We start from the raw sequence: 25,309 nt of genomic DNA, 5'->3' as shown, positions 1-25,309 counted from the left end.
ATTTATTCTTTTGAATAATTCCTATGTCAGACAATAAGAACAATCTATTTTCAAATCTTAAGTACGACTTTCCTGCCGGGCTTGTCGTATATCTTGTTGCCTTGCCGTTATGCCTTGGCGTTGCACTGGCCTCGACCGGTCGGCCCGACCTTCTTTTCTCCGGTATCATCGCCGGTGTGATCGGCGGAATCGTGGTTGGTTTTCTCAGCGGATCGGCCCTTGGCGTAGCGGGCCCTGCCGCCGGATTGGTGGTTATTGTACTTACCGCAATTGAAACGCTTGGCAGTTTTGAAGCATTTTTGCTTGCCGTCGTTATTGCCGGATTGATACAAGTCATTGCAGGGTTCTTGAATGCGGGAATTATCGGTTATTACTTTCCCTCCTCGGTGATTAAGGGAATGCTGGCCGCCATTGGTATCACTTTAATTTTAAAGGAAATTCCTCATGCATTCGGTTATGATGCAGATTTTATGGGCGATGAAGCATTCACACAAAAGGACGGCCAGAATACTTTAACAGAAATATATAACTCGGTAAGGTACAGCAGCACCGGCGCTATCATCATTTCGACAATTTCACTCGGCCTGATCATTCTATTTGACAAGCCGTTCATGAAAAGAATCGAATTGTTTAAATTCTTGCCGGGCGCGTTGTTTGTGGTGTTGATAGGCATCGCACTGAATCTGTTTTTCGGTGCATTTTATCCGGAAATTGCCATGAGCGGCGAACATCTTGTTCAGCTGCCGGTGGCTTCCAATCCATCCGAGTTTCTGAGTTTCTTTAAAACTCCGGATTTTAGCGCCATTGGCAAAGTAGAAGTATATACGGTGGCTTTCACACTGGCCATTGTGGCGAGTTTGGAGACGCTGTTATCAGTAGAAGCAACTGATAAGCTTGATCCTTACAAAAGAAGCACACCAACCAGCCGTGAGTTAAAAGCACAGGGTGTTGGTAATATGCTTTCAGGACTGATCGGCGGACTCCCGATTACCCAGGTTATTGTACGGAGTTCGGCAAATATTGCATCTGGCGGAAGGACGAAGATGGCCACAATGGTTCATGGATCTATCCTACTGCTGTCTGCGATGCTGATTCCGCGGTTTCTGAACTTTATCCCGTTGGCTTCGCTTGCCGCCATTCTTTTAATGGTTGGTTACAAGCTTTCCAAATTCTCGCTTTACCGCGGCATGTACCAGTTGGGAAGAGAGCAGTTTATTCCGTTTTTCGTTACAGTAGTAGCCATTTTAAGTACCGACTTGCTAAAAGGAATTGCGATTGGTATGGTTGTGGCGATTTATTTTATCCTGAGAAAGAACTACAAACATTCTTATCATTATAAAAAGGAAGAACACAAAGACGGCGAAGTTATTACGCTGGTCCTATCAGAAGAGGTAACGTTTTTGAACAAAGGAAGTATCGGGCTTACGCTGGATCACTTACCGGAAAATTCAAAAGTGATTATCGATGGTTCCAAATCTTTGAATATCGACTACGATGTGCTGGAAATTATCCAGGAATTTAAAGAGCATTCTGCTCCGATGAAGAATATCACAGTGGAGACAAAAGGTATCAGATCCGTTTCATCTGTCGGCGGACATTAAAACCAGCATTCCCTACAAATCAAAAATCCCCGCAAGAAGTTATTCTTTGCGGGGATTCTTTTTTCCGTTAAAACCTGTTATTCGTTAGGTTTTTGCTCCTTCCGTTGTTTCAGGCGTTGAATAAGCATGTCGTTGAATGTCCGTTCTGCTTTATACAATTCGATAACCTGGCTGGCTGAAATGACTTTTAGAAAACGGGTTTGATATTCCTTTTCAAGATCCAGTTCTTTTTGTTTCAGTTCCTGAACCTCCTTAAGGTTGTTCAATACCTGGTCATCTGTTTTGCCCTCGGCTTTTTTATCATTGATAATCTTGCGCTGGGCACGATGAATTTCTCTCCTCTTCTGGGAATATTCGTTGTAAACCGGCCAGAAACCAGTCGACTGTTCAGGTGTCAGGTTAAGCCTGTTTGTAATAATGGCTATTTTCGCATCCTGAATACGCTGCATTTCTTCACCGGACGGACGTTGTGCCCATGCCGCTGCCGTTGTAATAAGCGTGAACAACAACATCAAACTTACTCTCTTAACGTTGGATTTATTCTGTAATGGGTTCATTTTTGTTAGGTCATTAAATGTCAAATTTTCTCAGAGCCGGAACCCGATTCAAGGACTTGCTGACGGATAAAATCTTCGTCCAGGCCATCCAGATAATACAACACAGTTGAATCCGTATCAAAAGCTTTTTGCACCACCTGATGCTCGCTTAAATCGTAATAACTGATGTTCTGATCTTCCAGATAATTGATGATCGAGGCATCGCTGATTTTGCTAAGCGGCTCCTGCCCCAAAGATCCCTGACGTTCCGGAAATGTTACCCAAACCATAACAAGTAAAAAACTCATCGCGGCAACCAATCCTACCGACCTTTGCCAGGTCCACCGGATCAGCGGTCTGCGAACAACTTCATTAGGAATTCTTGACTGAATGAGTTGGGGTAAATTTTCAAAATAGCCATCAGGTACTACAAAAGGCGTTTCCTTTTTTAGATCGTCTAACCGTATGTGCTTTTTGTCCATGACTATACGTGTTTCTTTGTCTTACTAATCTTTGACTTAATGACTTACAAATGGTTTAATCTGTTTCGTTTAAAAAGTCTTCTATTTTTTTTACGGCCCAGTGATACGACGCTTTCAACGCTCCTACCGATGTGCCTGTAATCTCTGATATCTCTTCATAAGGCAGCTCTTCATAGTATTTAAGGTTAAACACGAGCCGCTGTTTTTCCGGTAATTTCAATAATGCCTTTTGCAGTTTCAATTGAATTGCATCACCGCTTACCAAAGGATCTGCTTCAAGTTTTTCGCTTAATTCATTTTCAATATCATAAATCGGTACGAAAAACCGTCTGCGTTTTTTATTCAAAAAGTTAATCGCTTCGTTACTTGCAATGCGATATAACCAGGTATATAATTTGGAATCGCCTCTGAAATTTTCAAGTGCCGTCCACGCCTTTATAAACACATCCTGTGTGATATCATTAGCGTCGTCATGGTCCACCACCATCTTACGCACCAGCCAATACACTTTTTGCTGATACTTGCGCACCAGTTGGTTGAAAGCGTTTCTCCGCGTTTCGGGGTTTTCAAATAAAGCTAATAATTCTTCGTCAGACATTTAATACTCAGTCCTAGTCTGATTGATTCATAAAAGGCCAAATCGAAATAGATTTTTCCCTTTCAAAATACAATGGTGGTTATTGATTCTACTCTAAAGAATCAATAATAGTTTATTTTTTCATTCAGGGCAAATAAAATTCGAGTCTTGTACATAAGCAGGAGGTTATCTTACTTATATACAAGACTCAAAGGCATTCCGGTTCCAATGGTTACTTTAATTTACCATTCCGTCCATATTATTTTTTACGGGCAATTGCACGTTTTGCAGCAGCAACGATGTCAGCGGCAGTCAGGCCGTATTTTTCCATCAATTGTGCCGGCGTTCCACTTTCACCGAAGCTGTCGTTTACAGCAACATATTCCTGAGGAACCAGGTCATTTTTAACAATTACCTGCGCAACGCTGTCGCCCAATCCGCCCAGACGGTTGTGTTCCTCAGCCGTAACTGCACAACGTGTTTTTGCGATGGATTTAAGAATCGCTTCTTCATCAAGTGGTTTGATGGTGTGGATATTGATAATTTCAGCATTGATACCTTCTGCTTCCAATTGCTCACCAGCCTGGATTGCTTCCCAAACCATGTGGCCTGTTGCGAAGATACTTACGTCAGTTCCTTCGTTCACCATCCATGCTTTTCCGATTTCGAATTTCTGATCAGCGTCAGTGAAAATTGGAATAACAGGGCGTCCAAAACGAAGATAAACCGGTCCTTCGTAATCAGCGATAGCGATCGTCGCAGCTTTGGTCTGGTTGTAATCGCAAGGGTTGATTACAGTCATACCCGGAAGCATTTTCATCATCCCGATATCTTCAAGGATTTGGTGTGTTGCACCATCTTCTCCCAAAGTAAGACCCGCGTGAGAAGCACATATTTTTACGTTTTTGCCTGAATATGCAACGCTTTGACGGATCTGGTCATAAACACGGCCGGTAGCGAAGTTGGCAAAAGTAGTTGCAAAAGGAATTTTACCACCGATGGTCAAACCAGCTGAAACGCTGATCATGTTTGCCTCAGAGATACCACACTGAACAAATCTTTCAGGATTTTCTTTAATGAAAGGTTCAAGTTTCAAAGAACCAACAAGGTCAGCACAAAGTGCAACAACGTTAGGGTTCTTCTGACCAAGTTCATGCATTCCGGCACCAAAGCCTGAACGGGTATCTTTTTTTTCGGTGAAGGTGTATTTTTTCATTATGAATAATTTCTAGTATTTATCTTAATTTATGGGCGTCAAAAGTTAATATGCAGTGATTATCGGATCAATAATCCCCCATCGACTCTTCCAACTGAGCCAATGCTGCTGCCAATTGCTCATCATTTGGCGCAACACCGTGCCATTTGTGGCTTCCCATCATGAAATCTACGCCATAACCCATGCCTGTGTGAAGGATGATCATCACTGGCTTTGCATGTCCTGCTTTGCTTTTCGCTTCGTAAAGTCCTTTTACAACCGAAGCCATATCGTTACCTTCTTCAACAGTCATTACTTCCCATCCAAACGCTTCATATTTCGCAGCAAGATCACGGTTGTCCATTACTTTCGCAGTAGGCCCGTCAATTTGCTGACCGTTTAAGTCAACGATCGCAATCAGGTTATCCACTTTGTGGTGAGGTGCAAACATTGCTGCTTCCCAAACCTGACCTTCCTGCTGCTCGCCATCGCCCATCAGGACGTAAACAAGGCTATTATCATTATTAAGTTTCTTAGAAAGTGCCGCTCCGATTGCAACAGACATACCCTGTCCCAATGAACCGGAAGCGATACGGATACCTTCCAGATGCTCATGCGGAGTCGGGTGTCCCTGAAGTCTTGAATTCAGTTTACGGAATGTTGCCATTTCCGCAACAGGGAAATATCCTTTACGGGCTAAAACGCTGTACAACAATGGAGAAATGTGACCATTGGAAAGGAAGAATAAATCTTCGCCTTTACCGTCCATTTCAAAAACGACTTTGCCGTCTTTTTCATTCAGTTTCATGCGTTCGAAATACAACGCTACTAATAAATCAGTACAACCCAAAGATCCTCCCGGATGTCCCGACTGGCAGCCATGTACCATGCGAACGATATCCCGGCGAACTTGTGCTGCTACTTTTTCTAATTGTTCAATTTCCATTTCTCGATTTAATTATTAATTATTCTTTGGAGCGTAATACAAGTTGGATAAAGCTTTTCGCTACTTCTCTTATGATTTAGATCATAAACGCGGTGCGAATTACGGATTAAAAACCAGTAATAGGTGACTTTTAATTAGTCATTTTTACTCAAAATTTGATCAGTATGGTTTTTGGTATCTACTTTCTGAATAATTTCAGAAATAACACCATTTTCATCTATGACGAAAGTTGTGCGTGCTGTCCCCATATAAGTTCTGCCATACATGTTTTTTTCTACCCAAACATGATATGCTTCAACAATAGCATGGTCGGTATCTGCAAGCAATGGGAACGGAAGATCAAATTTTTTGATAAACTTCTGGTGCGATTTTTCATCGTCAACACTTACGCCCAAAACCACATAACCTTTGTCTAACAGAGCGTCATAATTGTCTCTCAGGTTACATGCCTGCGCGGTACAGCCGGGTGTATCGTCTTTCGGATAAAAGTAAAGAATAACCTTTTTCCCTTTGTAATCAGACAGTTTTACTTCATTGCCACTTTGATCTTTTGCTAAAATTTCCGGTGCGGGATCGCCAATCTGAAGAGCCATATTTATTTTCTTTTTCGTTTTTTGGGTGTAGAAACCAATTCCACTAAATCCGTCTGCAAGATAGTACTATTTCCGGCCCCATCTGTCACTTCCAGGGTGAGTTCTCCTTCAAAAAGTTGAGACTCATCTATTTTTTCAGACCAGATATAACCTGTTTTCGCTTCGTAGTTCATCAGGATCCATTCTCCATTGATCAGCGCCCTGAAACGGTCAATACCCGACATCCCGTCGCCGATGTATGCGCGGATCCGTTTTTTGCTATGCTCAACCAGCCTTACTCTTGGTGGAATTGTATCTTTTTGAATGACAAAAGTCCCGAGCTCCCGTGTTTTGAACGTGATTTCATCGCCGTTCCATTTTCCTCCGATAAAACGGTAACTATATCCGGTGTAGCGGTAAATTCCGCTTCTTTCCTTGTTGGCAGGCGTTTCCTCCGGCCGGAACGTGATCGTCACATAATCGCGCAGGGCCGTTCCCTTGTCATTAATGGTGAGTGCGTTATAATTCTGTTGCCCGGTTACGTACAACGTATCAAACAAACTTGCCGCCTCAAAATTAATCGACCAGCGATCAGACTTATAGGCGGACATTTTCCCGGGAGCAATTTTGGTTCTTAAATAAGTACGGGCCGTGGTATTGCCAATCCGTACGGAATCAGGAATATACTGTCTCAAATCAGCAAGAAATACCGCCGACTCATTTTCATACAGATCCGGCACTTTTTTTACCTCCTTGCCCGCTACGAAGAATGTAGCCAGCGGCAAAGAGCTGCGGTAATATTTGGCACGGACTTTAAGGGTATTGCCCGAAATCTCAGTTTGTATCCATTCTGGTTTAACTTCGAGATCATAAACCGGTAGCGGCGGATTGGCAGCTTCTCCCTTGATACTAAATGTCAGAACAGATGAATTCTCATACGAATCAAAAACCTTGATTTTAACTTCGTGCACCAGCGTATCATTCACAAAAAGATTTCCCTTGTAAGCGCCTGTTTTATACAGATCAAACTGGTTCCCGTCCGGAACGTAACATCTGAGATAACGCTGCCCTGTCTCCTGTTCGGTTTCGTAATCGATCAGGTTGTTGTAATCCCGCGTCGCAGCATTGGGAAAAATCTCCATGTTGTATGCAAAAACTTCCTGATCATCCATCCTGATTTCCACGCACTGCAAACCATACCGAAAGCCCGTCCCGGTCATCATGTCGTGGGCCAGCAATTCCAGCCCGAGCGTCCCGGTAGCAGTAACCGTGCCCGGAATCCTGAATGAACCATCTTTCTGGCGAACCGGGGTATAAGTTTGTCTGTCGAACTTGCCATTTACCCGGGCATTGATATCCATCGGACGAACGGCCAGACTAACAAATTTTGGAGGCGTTACATCTTTTATTTCACTAAAACCGAAAAACAGCGGATTGAGATAATTATCCTGCACATCACGGATTTCAAAGTGCAAATGGGGGCCGGCAGAGCCGCCTGTATTTCCGGAAAGGGCAATCAATTGTCCTTTCTTGAAAGCATATTTACCCGGCTCCGGAAACAAATCGATTTCAAAAGTCTGCTTTTTATACTGCTCGCTCCTGACATAAGCTGCAAGCGAATCGCTAAATTTCTGCAAATGACCGTAAACTGTCGTTTGACCGTTGGGATGTCTGAGATAGATCACATTCCCATATCCGCTGCGCTGCACGGCCACTTTAAACACATATCCCTCGGCAGCCGCATAAACGGGCAATCCCTCCACCTGTTGTGTTCGGATGTCTACGCCAGCATGAAAGTGGTTGCTGCGCAAATCGCCCAGCACACCCGCAAGCGAATTGGAAAGACCCGGCCTGATCGGGAACTGATAATACCCTTTGGGATAAGATTGCTTTTGTGCCGAAACAGAAAGCATGCAGCACAAAGAAAATAAAAGTAAGAAACCGGTACGTTTGATAACCAGATTGTTATAATGCATGAAACTGAATTCTGATAAATGAACTTCCCTCTACCGCACTGCTAATTCCAACAGTTTTTTACCTTCAATATAAGCTGTCAAACGATCTCCGATCTGCACCGAAGAAACCCCTTTCGGAGTACCTGTAAAAATTAAATCTCCCTTTTTCAGCATGAAATATTTTGAAACAAAGGAAATCAGGTAATTGATCCGGTATAACATCATGGAAGAATTGCCGCTCTGACGCGTCTCGCCATTCACTTCCAGACTGAAATTTATGTTCTGAATATCTTCAAAGTCAGCAATGGGCACAAACTCCGAAACAGGTGCAGAGCCATTAAATGCCTTGGCAAGCTCCCATGGCAAACCTTTACTTTTCAGCTCCGATTGCAGGTCACGTGCGGTAAAATCAATGCCAACGCCTATTTCGTCGTAATATTTATGAGCAAAACGTTCTTCGATATTTTTTCCAACCCGGTTGATTTTAACAACCAGCTCAACTTCATGATGGATATCTTTTGAAAAATCAGGATAAAAAAATGGCTCTCCGGCACGGACCTGGGCAGTTTCCGGTTTCAGGAAAATGACCGGTGCATCGGGGCGAGCGTTATTAAGTTCTTCAATATGATCCGCATAATTACGGCCTACACAAATAATTTTCATCAAAAAAGATTTGAGATTTATAGATAACACTGTCAGGCTACCTTCGGGGTGCAGGCCTGAACAAAGACAAAACTACTGACAAAGCACACAGCCACATAATATTTCTTCCATTTTTTCATCTGCGAAATAATGAATGAAATTTGAAGCTCAACGCCTTAAATAATTCTTTCTCACCTTTTCAGTGGCCGACTCTACAATTTTTAACGGAAGTGTCGTTATTTGTAAGTGTTAAAGGCCGGGACCTGCTACAAAAAATGGCCTGTTCCGGCATACCCGATCGGTCAAAATCTAATTTTACCGCTTTTGTAAATCAACAAAATGAATACATGAAGAAGCAGATTTCCTTTCCATTAGCCATAACGATTTGCCTTTTCGTTTTAACCGTTACCTTGTTTTCCTGCGACACACTTCGCAAAAACCCGACGCCCACAGCGCAGTCGCGCAGACCCAATACCACTGCCAACAGAAGACCCGGCTCCGCGCCCGCACGCCGCCCCACGAATAACCGTGCCGCTTCATCCCCGGCAAGACCAACTTACTCGCGCCCCTCGGGAGATTATGCCAAAGAAATACCACAGGTGGTTGAAGTAGCCAGAACTTATTCAGGCACCCCGTATCGTTCCGGCGGAAACGACAAAAGCGGCATTGATTGCTCCGGGCTGATCTGCTCGGTGTATTCCGAAATCGGTGTAAAAGTGCCCAGAATATCCTGGCAGCAATCTGAGTTTGGTACCGAGGTTGGCAGCATTCAGGAAATCCGCCCCGGCGACTGGGTGTTTTTCGTACCCGAAGCAGGCAAGGAAGGTTATGTGTCACATGCAGGTATTGTCACAGACGTACGTAACCAACAGGAGATTTTTTTCATTCATGCTTCAACATCAAAAGGTGTTCGTGAAGACAATCTTTTCTCGACCTATTTTAAAGGAAGATTTGTCAAGGCCATGCGTCCGTTTTAAAAATAATTATCATTGCGTGGATCAAGTAGTAGTACGGTATCTGTATCTTTCAAGTATATCAGAAACAGCGGCTTAAATATCATTTGATCTGACACCCTGTTTCTGTTCGCGTTACCCCTCAAAACCCTTTAAATAAATGGAAACTACGATAAGTCCGCCCCCGGCACCGCCCGGCCGTGTCATTGCGTTGCATGGAGGCAGCGCCGAAATTCCACGTTACATTTACGCAACCGTTTTTTCCTCCTTTTGCGTAATTACCGGACTTATCTGGGATATCTGCTGGCACATGAGCATCGGACGCGACGGACTGTTATCACCTCCGCATTTGATCATCTACCTTGGCGCCATTGTTTCGGGTTTATTTTCCGGTTATGAAATTTTACGGACTACTTTTTGGGGTAATCAGGCCGAAAAAACAAAAAGCGTAAAAGTGTGGGGCTTTTTTTACAGCTCTCTGGGCGCGCTGTTTTGTGTCTGGGGCGCTTTGGCCATGTTAACATCCGCCCCCTTTGACGACTGGTGGCACAATACCTACGGACTTGACATCACCATTCTGTCACCGCCGCACACCGTGTTGGCGCTGGGTATTATCAGCGTACAATTTGGCGCGATGATCAGCGTAATCTCGTTAAAAAACCATCTCAAATTATTCTTCAACGGAACGCTGGCCAGAAAAAAATTGCTTAACAAAGTCCTTTTTTGGCTTTTTGCCCTTTCAGCAGGATTTTTATTAACCATGTGGTATACTCTGCTTTCTGAAAATCTCGGGAACAGGGCTATGCATCAATCAGGATTCTATGTTGTGGCAAGTGCGGTATTTCCGCTCTTTCTGATGGCGCTGGGAAAAGCTGTCAAAAATAAATGGACGATTACTGCGGTGACGGCTGTATACAGTATTTTGCTCCTCGTGACGCTCTGGATCATTCCTCTTTTTCCGGCTGAGCCCAAACTTGGCCCGATCATTCATCATATAGACCATTATCAGGGATTTAAATTCCCGCTTTTACTGATCATTCCGGCCTTTATTACGGATATACTCAGAAACCGCTACGCTTACCTCAACGACTGGTTATTAGCACTGATTCTCGGAACAGCATTTTTACTCGTGTTTTTTCTTGCCCAATGGAATGCCGGCACATTTCTGGTGGAATCACCCTATGCCAGAAACTGGTTTTTCGGCAGTCATTACTGGTATTTCGGGAGTAATCCTAACTGGGAATTTCGTTACAAATTCCCACCCTGGACGCTGGAAACGCTGCCTGAGCGACTAAAAGGAATGGGTATTGCATGGATCGCATGTCTGATTTCTACGCGTATCGGTCTTAAATGGGGGAACTGGATGAACAAAATTCAACGATGAAAAAGCTATTATATTTTCTTATTCTGGCGCTCATCACGATCCAGACCGCCCAGGCGCATGTAGGCAGCTCAGGTGTACTCATGCAGGGACAAGCGGGGCCCTACAAAGTTTTAATCGATGTAAAACCGCCTGACGTCATTCCCGGCACAGCCAGAATTACCGTTTTTGTTGAAACGGGCAACGCAGAAAAAATATTCGTGCGTCCGATCTATTTTCGTTCCGGAGATAAAGGAGCGCCTTCTTCTGACGAAATCCAACCTGTTAAAGATCAACCGGGGCAGTTTCAGGGCGATATCTGGCTGATGGAAAGAGGCTCGTCGAGTGTACAGATTCAAATTTCCGGAAAAGAAGGAAAGGGTGAATTCATCGTACCGATCGCTGCCGTTTCCACTGCACAGAGAGCAATGCCGAAAAGCCTGGGTATCGGTCTGAGCATTTTGGGTCTGCTGCTTTTCCTGCTTATGATCACGGCCATAGGCGCCAGTGTCAGTGACGGGATTTTACGCCCTGGAGACGTTTTGTCTGCCAGACAAAAAAGAAAGCGCTGGATCAATATGGGAATTGCGACAATAGTTTGCGGACTTATTCTTTATGGCGGAAGCAGCTGGTGGAATAGCTGGGCGCATGAATACAAAGAATTTATGTATAAACCGTTAACAGGATCTTCCAGTCTCAAGCAGGACGGAGATCAGCGGGTTTTTCAATTAAAAATTGACACCACAAACTGGGAAGGCCGGAAAAGAGGCAGTTTACTTAGCACATTGATTCCTGATCATGGAAAGCTGATGCATGTATTTCTGGTGCGCACACCCGGACTTGATGCCTTCGCACATATCCATCCGGAAAGAACTGACAGCACGACTTTTCAATCGTATCTGCCCAATTTACCAGCTGGAAAATATCTGGTTTATGCCGATATCGTGCAGTATTCAGGTTTTGCCGAAACGATCGTCGATACCCTGGACATTCCAGAGCATGTTTTAAAAAATGCTGATTTAAAAAAAACAGCCGAAGAGGATACCTACGTGATCACGGACGCGTTGAATTCGCCAGGGAAAATCCCGATTGACGATAACGTTGTGATTTGTGGCAAACCGGGAACGAAAACCGTTTTTAAAGATAGCTCGTATGCCATTTGGGAAGGAAAACCCGACCGGCCGCTGGAAGCAGGAAAACCGTATCTCCTGAATTTTGAAGTTTTTAATCCGGACGGAACGCCTACTTTCCCGGAGCCCTATCTGGGCATGATGGGACACGTGGCCGTGTTACGTTCCGATGGTTCTGTATATATCCACTTACACCCGACCGGGACATTTGCCATGGCAGCTGAGCAGACGCTAAAAAATCGGTTAAGCGATACGACCAGATTAATAAAACGTCCGTCACCCAAAATTTTCCGTGACAGCATAGACCGGTATCTTGGTAAATTAAAAAGCATGTCGACGTTGGAAAGAGAAGAGCTTTTGATGACAGAAATGGGGATGTATAAAACAGATGGCAGCGCGATGACCAACATGGAACACGGCAATAGAATCTCCTTCCCGTATTCATTTCCGAAAAGCGGACGTTACAGAATATTCTTCCAGGTTAAACGGAACGGACAGGTTTTAACCGGTGCATTTGATGCGCAGGTTAGGGATACAACTACATTGTAAATGGACGAGAGTCTTGGGTAAGGGCAGAGGGAAAGGGGGCTGTGGAAGAGAAATCAACTTTTGAAAAGGAGTACGACCCGTGTTGACTTCTCTTCCCGAAAACTTAGCTTCTCTATCAAAACAACGCTTTAATCTTCTCAAACGATAATTCAGTATAATCGCTGATGTAAAAGTTACAAGGAGGCAATTCCTCTTTGGTGTGTGAAGTAAGCACCCCCACGACTTTCATCCCGGCGTTCAAAGCAGCGGTCACCCCCGAAAATGAATCCTCAAAAACAACGCACTGCTCAGGACTCAATCCCAGATTTTCCGCAGATGTCAGATATACTTCCGGATCAGGTTTGTGTTTTTTGACATTTTCACTGGCCAGAATAGAACCCATTTTTTCACGCAACGGCACTTTGCTCAGAATGAGATCCAGATTAGCCAACGGCGCCGAAGTGGCTACACCAAGTTTCACGCCATTTTGATAAAGGTCCTCGATGAAACGAACAATACCCGCAATCGGATCGATATGGGGTTCGTAGATTGTTCGGAACAAACTCTCTTTCTCATCTTCCAGCAGACGTAGCTCTTCCCCTTCGATTTTGCGTTGTAAAAAATGTGTCAGGATATAACTGTTGCTTTTTCCGAACATATGCTGTGCAAACTCTTCGTCGGTGGGAGCCAGGTTCCGGACAGAAAAAAATTCACGGAAGGCTTGGGAATGGTATGGATTCGTATGGACAATGACACCGTCCATATCAAAGATCACTGCAATTTCTTTTTTCATCCGGCAAAGGTAATAGACATTATCATAATCTCTTTTGTATTGCTATCGGTGGCCGGCTTTCGGGTGTCAGATTAATACCAATAACAACATTTCGGATGACGTTAATCCAGGCAGGAGCCGATGGTAAAACTTCTTCCGGTATGACTTCTATGAGGCTTAATTATTCCGCCATTATCCGAACATTTTAACCGCCATTTTCGAGAACTATCTAAAATTCTATCAATAATAAATAGAAAAACAGCAATTTTCGTACAACTACTTTTAAGCTAAAAAACTATCCTTTAAATAACAAACAGGCACATTTGATAACATTAATTGTAAAATTGACGAATTAAATAATGATATATCAGTAGAACTTTTTAATTTAGCCCTGATATGTTTATAATTAAAAGTAACTATCAGTAGTACCAATATCATATTTTCTCACCCGTATAAAGATTTGATTCTCTTTGGTTTAATCATCAAAGACAAACCTTACCCTAAAATCTCTATTCGCTAAAAAACAGCGTTGTATGAATGAACTTGAACGTTTAAATGATAATTCTGGTCACCAGTCTGTTTCGAAGCCATCCGGCCCGCTGACATCTCTGGAAGTGTACGACAAGTATGGCGCCATGGCATATGGGATTATTTTACAAATAGTTCCACAACCGAATCTTGCGCAGGAAGTACTTGTCAATGTATTTTCGTCGCCGCTTTTGCAGTCCTGCAACAGTTACCCGTTTACGTTTGCCGTTTGTGTTATAAAACTGGCAAGGGCCAAGGCAGTAGAAGCGAAAAGAAAACTAATGACCATCGGTACAGTCAGCGCCGAACACACGAACAATTCGCACGAAAGCACACCCGAACTTATTTTTGACCTAGCCTTTCGGCAGGGATTTTCACCGGAAGAGGTTGCCGAAAAATTACATATTTCGAAATCAGAAGTGCTGAAAGCATTTCATGAATTTTTCAAATCTTTCCCTCACTCTTAATTTGTAAAAACTTGAATACTAAGGAATTTATTGAAAGTGGTATTCTGGAGTCTTATGTGTTGGGACTTGCCACTGAGGAAGAGCAGCACGAAGTAAACCAGAGGGTTCTGACCAGTTCAGGATTCGCTGATTATCTGGTTGATTTTGAAAAAAATATAAATGGTTATTTTCTTCAAAACGCAGTTCCCCCGCCACCGGCTGTAAGGGAGCTTATCCAGTTGCGCACTGCTAAAACCGATATTCAAAAAGCGGGAGCCCATACGTATTATGATATCCCTGTCGATACTGAAAAGAAAGACGATTTCCTTGACATTGAAGTAAATGATACCTACATCAAAGTCCATAAATGGTGGCGCCCGGCCTTCATTGCGGTTTTTGTGTTGTCAAAAATATTCTTGATCGCAGGTTTGTATTATTATTTCAAGGCTTCCAGCCAGCAGGAAGAAATCGATAAGCTAAAAACAGAAATTTTGTCCAGACAGCAATAATGTACTGAATTCATAAAAAACCCTTCATTCTGAACAGTTTCCTGGTCTGAATGAAGGGTTTTTACCTTTATAAGGTTTTGCTATTTTAGAAATGCACGTAACATCCAGGCCATTTTCTCGTGCTCACGCAGTAAACCTGTTACGTAATCGCTTGATCCAAGGTCTTTGTAAGTATCGGCAAATTCGGTGATCAAATTACGAAGGATCCGGATAATCGTTTCGTGGTCATTCAAAAGATTAGATAGCTGCTCCTTCGGCTCGACCGTGTATTCCGGTTCAAGCAAATCAGTCAGTTTCAGGATATCAACCAGCCGTGCTTCTGAATAGTGACCGATCGCACGGATACGTTCCGCGATATCGTCCAAAATAACCTGCAATTGTTCGTATTGCCCTTCAAATAACTTGTGCAGTTCAAAGAAATTCATTCCTCCGATATTCCAGTGATAGTTGCGGGTTTTGGTATAAAGAACGAATTCGTTCGCCAATAATTTATTAAGTTGAAACGCTACGGCTTCGGTATTACTGTCAGAAATTCCAATGTTCGTTTTCATTCGGTTGCATTAAATGGATAGATAGATCATGTTATATAGTGAAAGCGTCGGAACGCTCTATTTTACAACACCAATATCGTCATTCGGGTTTACATTTTTGTGTAAAAACGTGGCAATTCAACGAGAAAAAAACAGCCCGATTCCGGCATATTTACAANTCGGTTGCATTAAATGGATAGATAGATCATGTTATATAGTGAAAGCGTCGGAACGCTCTATTTTACAACACCAATATCGTCATTCGGGTTTACATTTTTGTGTAAAAACGTGGCAATTCAACGAGAAAAAAACAGCCCGATTCCGGCATATTTACAAACCACTGAAACACAGATTATTTGTTTTGAGTACCGGTCGGACGGTCGAAAAAACCGTCCGACCGGCCCCACCCCGTCCAGCCCATTTTCAGCGAACATAACTCCCTGAGAAAATCATACAGAAAACCCTTCCACTATTGTCTTTCACGATTTCAATCACCAACTTGCAGTTACTATTTATTAATCAAATTTCGCATGTTTCCCTTTCGAATAGGACAAGGTTATGACGTTCATCAACTCGTAGAAGACCGGCCGTTCTGGCTTGGCGGTATCTTAATTCCACACACACACGGAGCAAAAGGGCACTCGGACGCCGACGTAGTCTGCCATGTTCTCTGCGACGCCCTGCTAGGTGCCGCCAATATGCGCAACATCGGTTATCATTTCTCCGATACAGATCCCCAGTGGAAAGGTGTTGACAGCAAAGTTTTGCTTGCCAAAGTTTTGGAAATGATCCGCATAAAAGGGTTTGAAGTCGGTAATGTTGACGTGACCATTGTCCTGCAAAAACCAAAATTGAACCCACATATTCCGGAAATGAAAATCTGCCTGAGTAAGGTGATGAATGTTTCGGAAGAAGATATTTCCATCAAAGCTACCACGTCCGAACATCTCGGTTTTGTAGGCAGAGAAGAAGGGATCGCTGCACATTGTGTAGCCCTGATATACCGGCCGGAAAGTGATTAGCACAGGCGATTTTACACCTGTTATCAAAAGCCGCAATAAGTCCAGTTTTCCACCCCATGCGGTAAAATCCGCATCAATGTGTTCCCTATGAAATTAACCCGACCTTTATTCCTTTTTTCATTATCGCTGGCAGGTCTGTTCAGCCTGGAATCGCAGTTTTCAATAGCCCAGAACATTACGGAACCGCTGGGTTTTGAAGAATATGATCCCGTATCCACTTTAAAAGTGGAAGAACATAAAGTACGGAAAGCCAAATTCCCGTTTATTGACGTGCACAATCACCAGTATCAGATGCCAACCCAGGATTTGAAATATCTTGTGGCGCAAATGGATAGCCTCAACATGGGCATTATGGTAAACCTGAGCGGACGCGGATGGTCGCAAGAATGGAGCGAAGGCACAGCGACGCTGAAAGGATCCATCGAAAATATTGCTAAAAACCAACCCAAACGAATCGCGGTTTTCACCAATCTGCAATTCAAAGGTTTTGGTGATAAAGACTGGACAGAAAAGGCCGTGAAGCAATTGGAGGAAGATGTAAAAATGGGTGCAAAAGGCCTTAAAATTTATAAAAGTCTTGGTTTCAGCGGCATCAAAGATGACAAAGGAAACCGGGTGGCGGTGAGCGATCCACGTTTGGGGCCGGTATGGAAAAAATGCGGAGAACTGAAAATCCCGGTGCTCATCCACACGGCAGACGTACCTTCTTTCTGGGATCCGATGGACCGCTACAACGAACGCTGGCTGGAACTGAAAACACATCCCGGCCGTCGCCGCGGCCCAAATGACCCGGTGCCATTCGACTCACTGATTGCAGAGCAGCATGCTATTTTCCGAAACAATCCCAAAACAATTTTTATCAATGCTCACATGGGCTGGTATCCGAACAACCTGAAAAAGCTGGACAGCCTGATGACGGTTTTTCCAAATATGTATGTTGAAATCGGAGCCGTGATCGCCGAACTGGGAAGACAGCCGAGAGCCGCCAAAAAGTTTTTTGACAAATGGCAGGACAAAGTTCTTTTTGGAAAGGATAGCTGGGTTCCGTCGGAATACAGCACTTACTTCCGCGTTCTGGAAACAGAAGATGAATATTTCCCGTATCACAAAAAGTACCACGCATTCTGGCGCATGTACGGCATGGGACTTTCCGACGAAGTATTGAAAAAACTATACTATAAAAATGCGCTGACAATCATTCCCGGACTGGACAAATCCTTATTCCCGAAATGATTTAGATAATTGTTAATTATAAATGATCAATTGTTAATGAAATAAGCTGGCAAAAAACAATCTTGTGAGCCTATTTCATTAACAATTAACTATTATTTAAAAGCTTTCGCCTCTTTTACAAGCGACTTATACTCCGCTTTTTCCAGCACTTTTTTATAATATTCTCTCGCCTTGGTTTTGTTCCCCGCACGATTCGCGATACGCGCCAAACCTGCGTAGGACATGGCATAATACTCGCGGGTATACTGATCGTCATGCGGAGTCCGTAAAGCCGTCAGGTATGACTTTTGCGCCGCACTGTCATTTTTTGCATCCTTTTCATGAATCAATCCCTGGAAAGTATTGTAAGCAATCGGATAGAAACCTTTTGTATTAGCTTTCAGCATATTCATGCCTTTTTCAGCTTCATCAAATTTTCCCGTGAGAATCAGCGTTTCGGTGTTCACCATATTAAAAATCTGATTCTGCGGATACCAGCTGACCAGTTTTTGCGTATAAGTCAATGCCTTGGCAAAGTTGGTTTCGTGTTCAAGATAAATATGCGAAAGATAAAAACAGGCCTCTGCCTTCGTGATCACCCCCTGGCGTGTGGCAATATCCACCTGTTTCAATCCCAATGATTTGTCTCCGTTTTTGAAAAAGATCATCAGCGGTTTTACAATCGCATGGTCTTCCGGATATAACTCCACATAATAGTTATACATTCCGGAAGTAAAATAAAATTCAGGATTTTTCTCAGTCAGTTTCAAACCGGTGATCAGCGCATTGTACGCTTTTTTTGCCTCTCCCGCCGCGCTCATGAGTTCTCCATTGTAATTGTACATCATCGCGATGTATCCGCGTGCAACGATTGTATAAAAAACAGCTTCCGGATCCGTGCTGTTCTTGCCATATCTTTTTGTGATCGCATCCAGACACTGGTTCAGTTTGCCAACATATTCTTTCGACTTGGTTGCGTTATCCTTAATCGGAAGATACTGCCAGTACATCACAAACGCATCCAGAATGTAGGAAACAGGATGGTTTGGATACTTCTTCTCAACCTGGTGCAGCACCGAATTCGCTTCGGTATATTCGTAATTGTAGATATGATCAAGCCCCTTTTGAATCAGTTTAAGCGTGGAAGGGTCATTGAGTAACTGCGCCTGAGACGGCCTTGACGACACAATAAATAATGTAATGAAAAAGAAAATCCGCAAAGTAAAATTCATGACTATCTGGGATAACGATATAAATGGTTTGGTGGAGTCCCACCTGAGCATTAGCTTTGTTTATAACCATAAAACCCGCGTACAGGTTTCTCCCTGTTTTGTTTATTTTGGAGAATTACCGACACCAACCACTTATTTAGTTACTTATGATTCGCTACGAGCACTTTACGCTGGACAATGGTCTGAAAATATATGTTCACGAAGACTTTTCGACCCCAATGGCGGCGGTCAATATTTTATACAATGTAGGTTCACGGGACGAGGATGAAGAGCGCACCGGTTTTGCGCATCTTTTTGAACACCTGATGTTCGGAGGTTCAAAAAACATCCCGAATTACGATATTCCCGTTCAGACCGTCGGCGGCGAAAACAATGCTTTCACCTCCCCAGACATTACAAATTATTACATAACATTGCCCGCCGATAATGTGGAAACAGCCTTCTGGCTTGAATCTGACCGCATGTTAAGCCTTTCTTTTGATCCCAACGTTCTGGAAGTGCAGCGCAAGGTGGTGATTGAAGAATTCAAACAGCGCTATCTTAACCAGCCTTATGGCGATATGTGGCTGAAATTAAGACCGCTGGCATATCAGAAACACCCTTACCGCTGGGCTACCATCGGAAAGGATATTGAACACATCGAACGTGCAACCATGGAAGATGTGCAGGATTTTTTCTTCCGCTTTTATCGCCCGAACAATGCTGTGATGGTGGTTGCCGGTGCAGTAAAACTGGCGCAAATACAACAGCTTGCTAAAAAATGGTTTGCGGGAATCCCTGCCGGAGCTCCTTACGTCCGTAACATCCCAAAAGAACCTAAACAAACGGAAGCGCGTCATCTGGAAACTTCCGCGGCTGTTCCGCTGAACTCTCTGATCAAGGTTTTCCATATGCCCGGTCGCTATGAAGATCAGTTTTATGCATCGGATTTGTTGAGTGATATTTTAGGAAGAGGAAAATCATCACGACTGTATCAGGCTTTGCTGAAAGATAAGCCGCTTTTCAACAGCATCAGCGCCAGTACGACGTCATCCCTTGATCCGGGACTTCTTTTGATCAAAGGGAACCTGAACCCGGGCATAACCTTGGAAGAGGCAGACGAAGCTGTGAAAGAAGTATTGCAGGAAATCGTAAAAAACGGTGCAACGGATGACGAGGTGACCAAAGTTAAAAATCAAACCGAGGCAACTTTGGCGTTCTCCGAAGTTGAGCTCTTAAACCGCGCCATGAACCTGGCATTTGCAGCCAATGCGGGTAATGTGGACTGGGCAAATGACGATGCCGAGATTATCCGTAATATGAAATCGGAAGATCTGCATGAAGCGGCAAGGAATATCCTAAGCCCCGAAAATGGCTCAACGCTTTATTACAGAGCAGAAGAAAACGCTTAAATTTATCATAACCGGCGATTGGGGTAATTTTTTCACCTTCCTCAATCGCCGTTCATTTCACTATAACCCAAACCATGTCCATACCTGAAACATACCTGCAAACTTCCTGGGGAGATTCTTTCGATGATGTAACCATTGAAGACGTTCAGTCAGCCATTGAAGAACTAACAGAAACTGAGGGCGAAGACGCCGTTTTCTGGGTTGGAATATTTGTCGGCGACAGCGAGATCGTTCTGGAAAGCCGTAAAAACCTGACTGTCCTTGGCATCTTCAACGACCCGGAAGAGGAAGAGATTGAAGCCCAGTTTGACAATTGGACCGAAATCGAAGCGCTTTACGAAATATTCCTGACGAAAGACTTTGAACAGGTTCAGTCGGTTTTGAAGGCAAAATAATTTCGCACGTGCCCAATATCTCTCGTTATTTTGGAAAATATACGTTCACTTCGGGGTGCATGGTGTAAAAGCGAAACTTATTGCCATCGGGCACTGTGAATCCGCTCGATTTATTCTCTTTTAGAATCGGGTTGTTTTCATACTTCTTCCAGTGAATTAAATCTTTGGAAACAGCGACATTCGTAGTCCATTCCCGCCAGTCTTTGAAAGCCGAAGCGTGGTAATAAGCGTAATACAATCCCTTGTGTTTGATAACCTGATTGAAAGCCACCGCGAATTTGTCGTAGGCTTCCGGCCCGGCATTCAGTACGGGCTCATCCTGGACGTTTGTCCAGGTTTTCAAATCTTTCGAAGTAGCCAGCCAGACATCGGCGTCGTTCCGCTCGTAAAACAAATACCAGGTATCACCTTCTTTCCAGACCGTCGGGGTACCGAATGGGCCTTTTGAAATCGGATTCCCGTTTTTCAAGCGAATGTCCAGCGCACCTTTGTCGTCCCAATGAATCCGGTCTTTCGAAGTCAGCAAACGTGCGATATCATCTTTACTTTCTGCAAACATGTAATAAGTTCCGGCAGATTTTAATACAAAAACGTCTTCAACCCAATTGGTTTTATGGATAGGATTTTTTGGGTAACGTGTCCATTTCAACCCATCAGAAGAAGTGGCCAGTCCCAGATACTTGATTTGTTTGCCAGTCTTTTTGGTATAACCTGTATACCACATGTAATACTTATTCTCTTCTTTTAAAATAAAACCCCTTTCCCGAATCTGCTCGTCCCAGGTTGCGGTATCGGCGGTGCCTTTGAAGAGCGGGTTGTTTTTAAAAGATATAAAGTTTACAATTTCAGAAGGAAATTCATTAGTGTCGTTTTTTTCGATTGGGGCAATCCATCCGACAAGCAATAGTCCGATCAGAAGCAGAAAATAGTATCTTTTTGTCATCATGAATGTTTGCATATATTGGATTGATCTACGGCTTAGTTACTGCCTGTAAATTAATACCTGCTTTTTACCAATTCAGACTATCGATATCTCGTCAATGATTAGCCATGCGCGTGAAATAAATGATCTTAAATAAATCTACGGCGCATTTCGATTCGATAAAGTGCACAGGTTTTCGGGTATCGCCATTTTAAGCCCGTTTCATACATTAAAGATCCGATAACCTATATTCACGAAGCGTTCCTATCGGAACGCTTACTATGGATTACTCCCATCGCATTGCTACCCACGAAATGTGCCGTAGGCACAAACGAGAGAGGAAAATCGTGGGATTAATACAACGCAGTGATTTACATATTCAATTCAAACTTCTGTCATCGGCACAAAACCACGGAAAATTATGACATAATAAAACGCTCGTGCTTACAAATTCCATTCGTACTTCTGCCATCGGCAGATTTCGTGGGTAGCTAGCAGGGTCGTGAACCTGGCGTTGCATAGGAACGCTTCGTGAGATTTATTCAATCACTTTGCTACCCACGACATGTGCCGCAGGCACAAACGAGCTAAGGAAATCATTGGATTAATACAACGCTATGATTTACGCATTCAATTCAAACTTTTGCCATAGGCCGATTTCGTAGGTAGCTCAGAAAATCCCCCCGTCGTCAAATGTTCCTATTGGAACGTTTCGTGAGATTTATTCAATCACCTTGCTACCCAAGAAATGTGCCGTCGGCACAAAACCACGGAAAATTATCACATAATAAAACGCTCGTGCTTACAAATTCATTCGTACTTCTGCCTACGGCAGATTTCGTGGGTAGCTACGAAGGTCGTCAGGTGGCATGGCGTTCCATAGGAACGCTTCGTGAGATTTATTCAATCACCTTGCTACCCAAGAAATGTGCCGTAGGCACAAAACCACAGAAAAATTATGACATAATAAAACGCTCGTGCTTACAAATCTATTCGTACTTCTGCCATCGGCAGATTTCGTGGGTAGCTAGGAGGGTCGTGAACCTGGCATGGCGTTCCAATAGGAACGCTTCGTGAGATTTATTCAATCTCCTTGCTACTCACGAAATGTGCCGTAGGCACAAAATCACAGAAAAATTATCACATAATAAAACGCTCGTGCTTACAAATTCCATTCGTACCTCTGCCATCGGCAGATTTCGTGGGTAGCTATGAAGGTCGTGAACCTGGCCTGGCGTTCCATAGGAACGCTTCGTGCGGGCTATGGTATTGATTTTCCGTCGACCATTTGTTTTACCAACAAAAAAAGTCACCCGCCGAAACGAATGACTTTTAAAACCAATATTATCAATAACCCGGAATTATTCGGGTATAAAAGTCAGGTAACTAAAATTCTCGGGATTAAACATTTCCTGGGCAATGGTTTGCAATTGCTCGGATGTTATCGCCTGAATTTCTGTAAAGATTTCCGGCAATGAGTCAACCCGACCGGTATCCAGCAGACTTTTAGCCATCATAAGCATAAAGCTCATGTTACTTTCTTCTGACATTGCAAGCTGCCCCATCAATTGCACTTTCGTCTGGTGCAACTGTGAAGTTGTCAAAGGAATTTCACGGATACGTTTTAGCTCTTTGTTAATCAGGGAAATGCTTCTTGCCAGCTGCTTCTGCTCGGTTCCAAAAAATATCCCCAAAAATCCGGTATCCAGATAAGGTGTATAATTGGCTTCGATCGAATAAACAAATCCATACTTTTCACGTAACGACAAGTTGAAACGCGAGTTCATCCCAGGTCCGCCAAGCAGGTTGACCAGCATGAAAAATGGCAAACGTTTGTCATCTGCCAAAGCATAAGCCGGCTGCCCCATCGCACACTGCGCCTGGGTGATCGACCGCTCTTTTTCCTGAATAATGGGAGAATAAATCCCCGGAGCCTGACGGATACGTGTTGTTTTTTTATGTGGAATATTGCCCAGATATTTCTCCGCGATACGAATCACTTTGGAAAATGGCAGGCGACTCACCGAAGAAACGACGATCTGCTCGGTATCCAGATTTTCATTGATGAATTGGAAAAGCTCTTCACGCCCGAATGAATTCACCGTTTCAGGCGTTCCGAGAATGTTATTGCCGAGGGCATGATTAGCGAAAACCAGTTGGTCAAAATCGTCCTGTATAGCATCTTCCGGAGAGTCGTTATACATCGACATCTCCTCAATGATTACATTTCTTTCACGCTCAATCTGTTTGTCGGGGAACACCGAATGGAAAGCGATATCCGCCAGCAAATCCAGTGCTTTATCAAAGTGATCGTCAAGGACTGACGCGTGAAAACAGATTTTCTCCTTCGTTGTATACGCATTGAGTTCACCACCCACATTTTCAAGACGGTTGATGATGTGGTATGAGCTGCGTTTTTCTGTTCCTTTAAAAGCCATATGCTCCCAGAAATGAGCCAGACCTTGTTGATGGGGCTGTTCATCACGGCTTCCGATATCAAGCATAATTCCTACGTGCGCAATCTGCGTGTAAGGAACCTGTTTATGTGCAATGCGAATTCCGTTAGCCAGGGTATGTAACTTATATTCTTCTGTAAGCGCTAATGAGGGAGCTTCGGCATTCACATGTTTACGCATATTATTTCTCTTCATTCCTTATGAACACAAATTACCTGTCAATAATTTTCGGTGATGTCTGCAAAATTACAGACTTTTGTTTGAAAGACATTTTTTTTAGGGCTACCAGCTGTTAGCTATCGGCTATCTTACCGATAATAGACTAACAAACAGCACATTACTAAAAAAGATTAAATATATAAATTTCAGATTCCAATAAGATGATTCCCAGGCGCATACTTGTTATTCAAACTGCTTTTATAGGTGACGTAATTCTTGCGACCGCTTTATTGGAAAACCTGCATCAGGGTTTACCGGATGCCAAAATCGACTTTCTCGTCAGAAAAGGAAATGAAGGGCTTTTCGAAAATCATCCTTATTTATCCAAGGTCCTGATCTGGAAAAAGAAAGAAGGTAAGTTTAAAAGCCTATGGCAGCTCTTAAAACAAATCCGGCAAACGGAATACGACTGGGTCATTAATTTACAACGATTTGCCGGAACCGGTATGCTGACGGCTTTTTCAAAGGCGCCGAAAACGACAGGATTTGATAAAAACCCGCTTTCATTTCTCTTTACTAACAAGTTTCCGCACAAGATTGAAAACGGTGTGCATGAAGTAACGCGAAATTACGAATTGGTCAAAAATGAGGTTGCCGGCAAAATTCTGAAACCCCGTCTTTATCCTTCGTCCACTGACTATGATTTTGTAAAGCCATATCAGTCCAAACCCTACATTTGTGTGGCGCCGGCTTCTGTCTGGTTTACAAAACAATATCCCGTCGAGGGCTGGATTAAGCTGATAAACGAATTGACCAGTCAATATCACGTCCTGCTGCTTGGCGGACCGAGCGATGGCGACCTGGCCGATAAAATCCAAAATCAGGTTTCTTCAAAGGAAAATGTGCATAACCTGTGTGGAAAACTTTCTTTTCTGCAATCTGCGGCATTGATGCAATCCTCGGTTATGAACTTTGTGAATGACTCCGCACCGATGCATATCAGCTCTGCGGTCAACGCTGCTGTCACAGCTGTTTATTGCTCCACTGTACCGGAGTTCGGCTTCGGTCCACTTTCAGACAATTCACATATTGTTGAAGTGCTGGAAAAATTAACCTGCCGGCCTTGCGGCCTGCACGGCCATAAAGCATGCCCGGAAGGACATTTCAAATGTGCAACGGATATAAAAACGGAACAGTTTCTTGAAGTGCTACCGCAGTAGATTTCAAGAAACTGTTCCTATATTTTTACGGCAAGATT

The 25,309-nt window shown here is 43.5% G+C and carries 24 protein-coding genes; 11 read left to right on the top strand and 13 right to left on the bottom strand.

The features are described 5' to 3' along the window. Positions 1-23: 23 nt before the first annotated feature. Entirely contained in the window at positions 24-1,601 is a 1,578-nt protein-coding gene (locus M1L62_RS22850; RefSeq protein WP_254561948.1) for a SulP family inorganic anion transporter, read from the top strand. Positions 1,602-1,678: 77 nt separating this feature from the next. Here M1L62_RS22850 and M1L62_RS22845 read toward each other — a convergent pair whose 3' ends face one another. The 8 genes from M1L62_RS22845 to M1L62_RS22810 all read right to left on the bottom strand — a co-directional run bounded on the left by M1L62_RS22845 (position 1,679) and on the right by M1L62_RS22810 (position 8,527). Then, positions 1,679-2,158: a hypothetical protein gene (locus M1L62_RS22845; protein ID WP_254561947.1), complete on the bottom strand. Its 480-nt coding sequence runs from the start codon at positions 2,156-2,158 to the stop codon at positions 1,679-1,681. A 20-nt stretch (positions 2,159-2,178) separates the two neighbouring features. Next, positions 2,179-2,619, bottom strand: coding sequence for a hypothetical protein (locus tag M1L62_RS22840; protein ID WP_254561946.1), 441 nt, complete (start codon positions 2,617-2,619; stop codon positions 2,179-2,181). 55 nt (positions 2,620-2,674) lie between these two features. Then, positions 2,675-3,217, bottom strand: a complete 543-nt coding sequence (locus tag M1L62_RS22835; protein WP_254561945.1) for an RNA polymerase sigma factor — start codon at positions 3,215-3,217, stop codon at positions 2,675-2,677. A gap of 238 nt (positions 3,218-3,455) precedes the next feature. Then, positions 3,456-4,412 carry a transketolase family protein gene (locus M1L62_RS22830; protein ID WP_254561944.1) on the bottom strand — a complete coding sequence of 319 codons (957 nt, stop codon included), beginning with the start codon at positions 4,410-4,412 and terminating at the stop codon, positions 3,456-3,458. Positions 4,413-4,479: 67 nt separating this feature from the next. Continuing rightward, positions 4,480-5,337 (bottom strand): transketolase, encoded by an 858-nt coding sequence (locus M1L62_RS22825; RefSeq protein ID WP_254561943.1) that lies wholly within the window; start codon positions 5,335-5,337, stop codon positions 4,480-4,482. 134 nt (positions 5,338-5,471) lie between these two features. Next, complete coding sequence (gene bcp / locus M1L62_RS22820) at positions 5,472-5,930, bottom strand: thioredoxin-dependent thiol peroxidase (protein WP_254561942.1); 459 nt, start codon at positions 5,928-5,930, stop codon at positions 5,472-5,474. Between the two features lie 2 nt (positions 5,931-5,932). After that, positions 5,933-7,885, bottom strand: a complete 1,953-nt coding sequence (locus M1L62_RS22815; RefSeq protein WP_254561941.1) for a M23 family metallopeptidase — start codon at positions 7,883-7,885, stop codon at positions 5,933-5,935. A 30-nt stretch (positions 7,886-7,915) separates the two neighbouring features. Then, a complete protein-coding gene (locus M1L62_RS22810) occupies positions 7,916-8,527 on the bottom strand; it encodes a fumarylacetoacetate hydrolase family protein (protein ID WP_254561940.1) in 612 nt (203 codons plus the stop codon). A 326-nt stretch (positions 8,528-8,853) separates the two neighbouring features. On the opposite strand from M1L62_RS22810, the gene M1L62_RS22805 reads away from it, so the two are divergent. The 3 genes from M1L62_RS22805 (at position 8,854) to M1L62_RS22795 (ending at position 12,498) form a co-directional block, all read left to right on the top strand. Continuing rightward, positions 8,854-9,483: a C40 family peptidase gene (locus M1L62_RS22805; RefSeq protein ID WP_254561939.1), complete on the top strand. Its 630-nt coding sequence runs from the start codon at positions 8,854-8,856 to the stop codon at positions 9,481-9,483. A gap of 136 nt (positions 9,484-9,619) precedes the next feature. After that, positions 9,620-10,843, top strand: coding sequence for a hypothetical protein (locus M1L62_RS22800; RefSeq protein ID WP_254561938.1), 1,224 nt, complete (start codon positions 9,620-9,622; stop codon positions 10,841-10,843). Beyond that, the gene (locus M1L62_RS22795) at positions 10,840-12,498 is read left to right on the top strand and encodes a DUF8832 domain-containing protein (protein ID WP_254561937.1); all 1,659 of its coding nucleotides are present in this window, start codon (positions 10,840-10,842) and stop codon (positions 12,496-12,498) included. The genes M1L62_RS22800 and M1L62_RS22795 overlap by 4 nt, the downstream gene beginning before the upstream one ends. 115 nt (positions 12,499-12,613) lie before the next feature. Here M1L62_RS22795 and M1L62_RS22790 read toward each other — a convergent pair whose 3' ends face one another. Then, on the bottom strand, positions 12,614-13,270 hold the full coding sequence (locus M1L62_RS22790; RefSeq protein ID WP_254561936.1) for an HAD family hydrolase: 657 nt from the start codon (positions 13,268-13,270) through the stop codon (positions 12,614-12,616). Positions 13,271-13,782: 512 nt separating this feature from the next. Here M1L62_RS22790 and M1L62_RS22785 point away from each other — a divergent pair. Together M1L62_RS22785 and M1L62_RS22780 are read left to right on the top strand one after the other, a co-directional pair. Further along, positions 13,783-14,244, top strand: a complete 462-nt coding sequence (locus M1L62_RS22785; protein WP_254561935.1) for an RNA polymerase sigma factor — start codon at positions 13,783-13,785, stop codon at positions 14,242-14,244. Positions 14,245-14,255: 11 nt separating this feature from the next. Continuing rightward, a complete protein-coding gene (locus M1L62_RS22780; RefSeq protein ID WP_254561934.1) occupies positions 14,256-14,732 on the top strand; it encodes a hypothetical protein in 477 nt (158 codons plus the stop codon). Between the two features lie 80 nt (positions 14,733-14,812). Here M1L62_RS22780 and M1L62_RS22775 read toward each other — a convergent pair whose 3' ends face one another. Continuing rightward, a complete protein-coding gene (locus tag M1L62_RS22775; protein ID WP_254561933.1) occupies positions 14,813-15,283 on the bottom strand; it encodes a Dps family protein in 471 nt (156 codons plus the stop codon). A 509-nt stretch (positions 15,284-15,792) separates the two neighbouring features. On the opposite strand from M1L62_RS22775, the gene ispF reads away from it, so the two are divergent. Together ispF and M1L62_RS22765 are read left to right on the top strand one after the other, a co-directional pair. After that, positions 15,793-16,284 (top strand): 2-C-methyl-D-erythritol 2,4-cyclodiphosphate synthase, encoded by a 492-nt coding sequence (ispF, locus tag M1L62_RS22770; RefSeq protein WP_254561932.1) that lies wholly within the window; start codon positions 15,793-15,795, stop codon positions 16,282-16,284. Positions 16,285-16,371: 87 nt separating this feature from the next. Further along, positions 16,372-17,517, top strand: coding sequence for an amidohydrolase family protein (locus M1L62_RS22765; protein ID WP_254561931.1), 1,146 nt, complete (start codon positions 16,372-16,374; stop codon positions 17,515-17,517). Between the two features lie 92 nt (positions 17,518-17,609). Here the strand turns inward: M1L62_RS22765 and M1L62_RS22760 are convergent, their stop codons facing one another. Then, positions 17,610-18,728 carry a tetratricopeptide repeat protein gene (locus M1L62_RS22760; protein ID WP_254561930.1) on the bottom strand — a complete coding sequence of 373 codons (1,119 nt, stop codon included), beginning with the start codon at positions 18,726-18,728 and terminating at the stop codon, positions 17,610-17,612. Between the two features lie 146 nt (positions 18,729-18,874). Here M1L62_RS22760 and M1L62_RS22755 point away from each other — a divergent pair, with 146 nt between their 5' ends. Together M1L62_RS22755 and M1L62_RS22750 are read left to right on the top strand one after the other, a co-directional pair. Continuing rightward, entirely contained in the window at positions 18,875-20,119 is a 1,245-nt protein-coding gene (locus M1L62_RS22755) for a M16 family metallopeptidase (RefSeq protein WP_254561929.1), read from the top strand. 74 nt (positions 20,120-20,193) lie between these two features. Continuing rightward, complete coding sequence (locus tag M1L62_RS22750; protein WP_254561928.1) at positions 20,194-20,514, top strand: hypothetical protein; 321 nt, start codon at positions 20,194-20,196, stop codon at positions 20,512-20,514. Positions 20,515-20,539: 25 nt separating this feature from the next. On the opposite strand, the gene M1L62_RS22745 is transcribed toward M1L62_RS22750, so the two are convergent. Next, on the bottom strand, positions 20,540-21,460 hold the full coding sequence (locus M1L62_RS22745; protein WP_254561927.1) for a glycoside hydrolase family protein: 921 nt from the start codon (positions 21,458-21,460) through the stop codon (positions 20,540-20,542). A 1,337-nt stretch (positions 21,461-22,797) separates the two neighbouring features. Then, entirely contained in the window at positions 22,798-24,087 is a 1,290-nt protein-coding gene (locus tag M1L62_RS22740) for a M16 family metallopeptidase (protein ID WP_254561926.1), read from the bottom strand. Positions 24,088-24,272: 185 nt separating this feature from the next. Here M1L62_RS22740 and M1L62_RS22735 point away from each other — a divergent pair, with 185 nt between their 5' ends. Beyond that, the gene (locus M1L62_RS22735; RefSeq protein WP_254561925.1) at positions 24,273-25,271 is read left to right on the top strand and encodes a glycosyltransferase family 9 protein; all 999 of its coding nucleotides are present in this window, start codon (positions 24,273-24,275) and stop codon (positions 25,269-25,271) included. Positions 25,272-25,309 lie beyond the last annotated feature (38 nt).

The organism is Dyadobacter diqingensis (assembly GCF_024220585.1).
GTDB lineage: Bacteria > Bacteroidota > Bacteroidia > Cytophagales > Spirosomataceae > Dyadobacter > Dyadobacter diqingensis.
The sequence above is the reverse complement of the archived record's forward strand: the minus strand, read 5'-3'. Positions and strand labels throughout refer to the sequence as shown.